We start from the raw sequence: 3,304 nt of genomic DNA, 5'->3' as shown, positions 1-3,304 counted from the left end.
CACCGCCTGCTCCTCGCCCTCCGCCCCCAGCGGGCTGACCTCGGTCTCCAGGGCCCGCCCGAGGTCGCCGAGCGTGCGGGCCAGGTGCAGGCCGCTCAGGGGGTCGATGCGTACCGCCGCGGGCGCGATGTGCCGGCCCGGCGCGGACGCGGTGATGCGGAGGCCGCCGAACTCCGCCCACGCCTCTACCGCGGCCGGGAACACGGCGTGCCGGTGGCCGGCCGGGGAGGCGTGGGAGCGCAGGGCGTCGGCCCATTCCTCCGCCTGGCGGATGTCCCAGCGTCCGGGCTGCCAGCCCGCCTCGCGCAGGGCGGCGTCGACGGCGACGGAGAAGCGGGTGGTGGAGGTGTGCTGCTGGCGGTCGTGCATCGGTGGGCGGTCAGCCCTTCTCGGCGGTGGTCGCGGCGCCGGTGGAGGTCAGGTCGACGGGGCGTACGCCGAAGTGGGACAGGAGTGCGGAACAGGACCGGCACGGCGGTGCGTAGCTGCCGTGCAGCGGGTCTCCGTCCTCGCGGATGCGCCGGGCGGTGATCCGCGCGTGTTTGAGCGCGCGCCGCGCCTCCCCGTTGGTCAGGGGTTTTCGCTGGGCCCGTTTGGAGCGCCCGGTCTCGGCGGCGGTGAGCTGACGGGAGAGCAGTATCGCCTCGGGGCAGCGCCCGGTGAAGCGTTCGCGCTGGCCGCTGGTGAGGGTGTCGAGGAAGTCCTGGACGAGCGGGTGCAGCACCGGCGGCTGGTCCCCCTTGCCCGCGGTGCAGGTCAGCGTCTCGCCGCGGACGGACAGCGCGGCGGCCACGGCCGGGAGGATCCCGTCGCGGCGGTGGATCAGTCGGGGCGTACGGCTGGTCCCGGTGCTGCTCCAGCTGAGGCGCGGATCCCCTGATGTGACGGTTTGTGTGGAATGCATCGTGCTGACGTCCCTCCCTGCAATCCCCCGAGTTGCGGGGACAGCCTGCCAAATGTGCCGGGTGGTGGGGAAGCTGGGTCGGGGAAACGTGTCTGCGTGTCGCCCGAAGGTGCGAGACTGCCGCCTCACCGTCACACGCCTGTGACCGTTCGTGACGGAAACGGCGGGGCGGGACCCCCTGTTGCCCCACCGCTTAGGCTGTGCGGAACACCGGACGCAGCAGGGGGCATCAGCCATGACGACAGGTCGGCTCGGGCAGCAAGCCGCGCCACCGAACGCCGCCTATGCCGGGCAGGTCGTGAACTTCCCGGATCCGGTCCGGGCGTCCCGGCACCCCGGAGGGGTGCGGATGGACGGGAGCGGCCACCCGGTTCTCTCGCCGTACGCGCGCGCCGCGGCCGAGATCGCCGACCCGCCTCCGGGCTTCGGCATCGACGAGCTGCGCCTGACCGATTACGTGTCGGCGAACGCGGCGATGGCGGCGAGCGGACATGACCTGTGGGACACGATTCCCGCGGTGGCGACCCCGCACGGCTGGACATGGCACCACGTGCCGGGTGGCCGACGGATGGAGCTGGTGCCGGTCGAGGTGAAGGCGCTGCTGCGTCATCACGGCGGCCTCGCGGGTACGGACGTCGACCAGAACCGGCGTGGCACCCGCCCGTTGCAGGAGACCCGTCCGGCCCACTTCCGGCTGCCGAAGGGCGCGGGCGCGGTGACCGAACAGCAGGTTCAGGGGGTCGAGGAGGACCTCGGCTACCGGCTGCCCGGCCCGTACCGCTCCTTCCTCAAAGCGGCGGGCGGTTCGGCCCCCGTGGGCGCGGCGCTGGATGCGGAACTGGGGCTGCTGGTGGACCAGCCGTTCTTCACGGTGCGTGACGAGGCCGCGATGAACGACCTGGTGTACGTGAACAAGTGTCTGCGGGACCACTTCACCAAGGACTACTTGGGCGTCGCGTTCGTCCAGGGCGGGATTCTCGCCGTGAAGGTGCGCGGCCGGGATGTCGGTTCGGTGTGGTTCTGCCCGTACGACGATGCCCGGGACCAGGACGGCTGGAGCGTCCAGGAGCGTGTGGAGCGGCTGCTGCTGCCCTGCGGCACGGACTTCGACGCCTTCCTTGAGCGACTGGCGGGCAATCCGCCGGAGCTGGAGACCGTGGCGAACCTGATGGTGGACGGCGGCTTCGCGCGCCCCGTCCCGGTGGAGGGGTGAGCGCGGTGGTGACTTTCGCGCAGGCGCAGGAGCGGGCGGACGAGTGGGTCAACGGTGACGTGCCCGCGTATCAGCACCGTGAGGTGCGCGTCCGTGAGTTCGACCTCGGTTTCGTGGTGTGGGCCGAGGACCGGCCGGAGGGCCCCGTCTCGGACGGGGGCCGTCAGCGGCTGGTGATCGCCCGCGACAGCGGTGAGGCGACGTTGTGGCCGGGGTTGCCGGTGGGTGAGGTGATCCGGCGGTACGAGGAGGAGTACGGGGCTCCGACGGGTGCGCCGGCCGCTGCTCCGGAGCCGCCGCAGCGGGTGGATCTGAACCAGACGTCGTTCCTGCTGACGCCGCCGGAGTGGCTCCAGGAGGCGGCGGACAAGCTGGGGATTCCGGATCACCGCGCGGAGCGCCGGGATGCGGAGGCGGCTGCGGATGCGGCTGAGCCGGCCCCCTCGTCGCCGCCGCAGTCCGCGTCGCCGTCGCAGCCCTCGGTGCCGTCTGCGCCTTCGCCCTCGGCCCCGCCCCCGTCCCCTTCCGTATCGGCGTCGGGCCAGACCCCCGTTCCCGGTACTGCCGCCGGGGACGCGACGCCGCCCTCCGCTCCTTCCGCCGGGGGCTCCGCCGCATCGTGGCCCGCCGCCGGCGGTGGCCCGGCCTACGAGCCCACGGCTTCCGACGGTGTGCCCGCCGGGTCGACCCCCTGGGCCGGTACGGACACCAACTCCGACTCCGACGACGCGGCGGTCCCGCTGCCCGCGACGGTGTTCGCGCCGCCGCTGTCGGGGACGGACGACGAGGAGGCCCCGCCGCCGGTCGTTCCGGCGGAGGCGCCCACCGCGCTGATGTCGGGTGGCAGCCGGCTGCCGCGTACGCAGGTGGCTCCGGCGCTCCGGCCGGAGCAGGGCGCCTCGGACGGGGCCGGTGACATCGCCGACGCGGCCACCAGCAAGGCCGTGGTGCCGCCGCGCGGGGCGCGTGGAGGCGGTTCGTCGACCCCGCCGCCGCCCGGTGCCCCGGGGATTCCCGGCATGCCTCCCGGTGCGACGCCGCCGCCTTCGGGGCCGGGTGCGCCCGGGGCTCCCGCGGGCGGGTACGTCCCGACGCAGCTGGTCTCGCAGCTCGGCCCGCCCGGTGCCACCCCGCCGGGCCCGCCCGGTCCGCCCCCGGCCCCGGGTTCGGCGGCGTCGCTCCGGGAG

General features: G+C 74.3%; 3 protein-coding genes and 1 pseudogene. 2 read left to right on the top strand and 2 right to left on the bottom strand.

What is annotated here, in order from left to right; genetic code table 11:
- Positions 1-369, bottom strand: a 369-nt coding sequence (locus D3105_RS33065; protein WP_118906511.1) for an SUKH-3 domain-containing protein, incomplete at its 3' end; no start/stop codon positions are given.
- A 10-nt stretch (positions 370-379) separates the two neighbouring features.
- Positions 380-904, bottom strand: a complete 525-nt coding sequence (locus D3105_RS33060; protein ID WP_118906510.1) for a YwqJ-related putative deaminase — start codon at positions 902-904, stop codon at positions 380-382.
- A gap of 235 nt (positions 905-1,139) precedes the next feature.
- Here D3105_RS33060 and D3105_RS33055 point away from each other — a divergent pair, with 235 nt between their 5' ends.
- Together D3105_RS33055 and D3105_RS33050 are read left to right on the top strand one after the other, a co-directional pair.
- The gene (locus D3105_RS33055) at positions 1,140-2,117 is read left to right on the top strand and encodes an SMI1/KNR4 family protein (protein WP_118906509.1); all 978 of its coding nucleotides are present in this window, start codon (positions 1,140-1,142) and stop codon (positions 2,115-2,117) included.
- A gap of 5 nt (positions 2,118-2,122) precedes the next feature.
- A pseudogene (locus tag D3105_RS33050) lies at positions 2,123-3,304 on the top strand (SUKH-4 family immunity protein); the annotation flags it as partial.

It is taken from the genome of Streptomyces globisporus (assembly GCF_003501885.1).
GTDB lineage: Bacteria > Actinomycetota > Actinomycetes > Streptomycetales > Streptomycetaceae > Streptomyces > Streptomyces globisporus_D.
Note: the sequence above shows the minus strand (reverse complement) of the source record. Positions and strands in the feature narration are given on the sequence as shown.

Excerpts from the sequence above, each read along its gene's own strand:
- D3105_RS33060 (WP_118906510.1), bottom strand. The coding sequence starts at position 904 with ATGCATTCCACACAAACCGTCACATCAGGGGATCCGCGCCTCAGCTGG.
- D3105_RS33055 (WP_118906509.1), top strand. The coding sequence starts at position 1,140 with ATGACGACAGGTCGGCTCGGGCAGCAAGCCGCGCCACCGAACGCCGCC.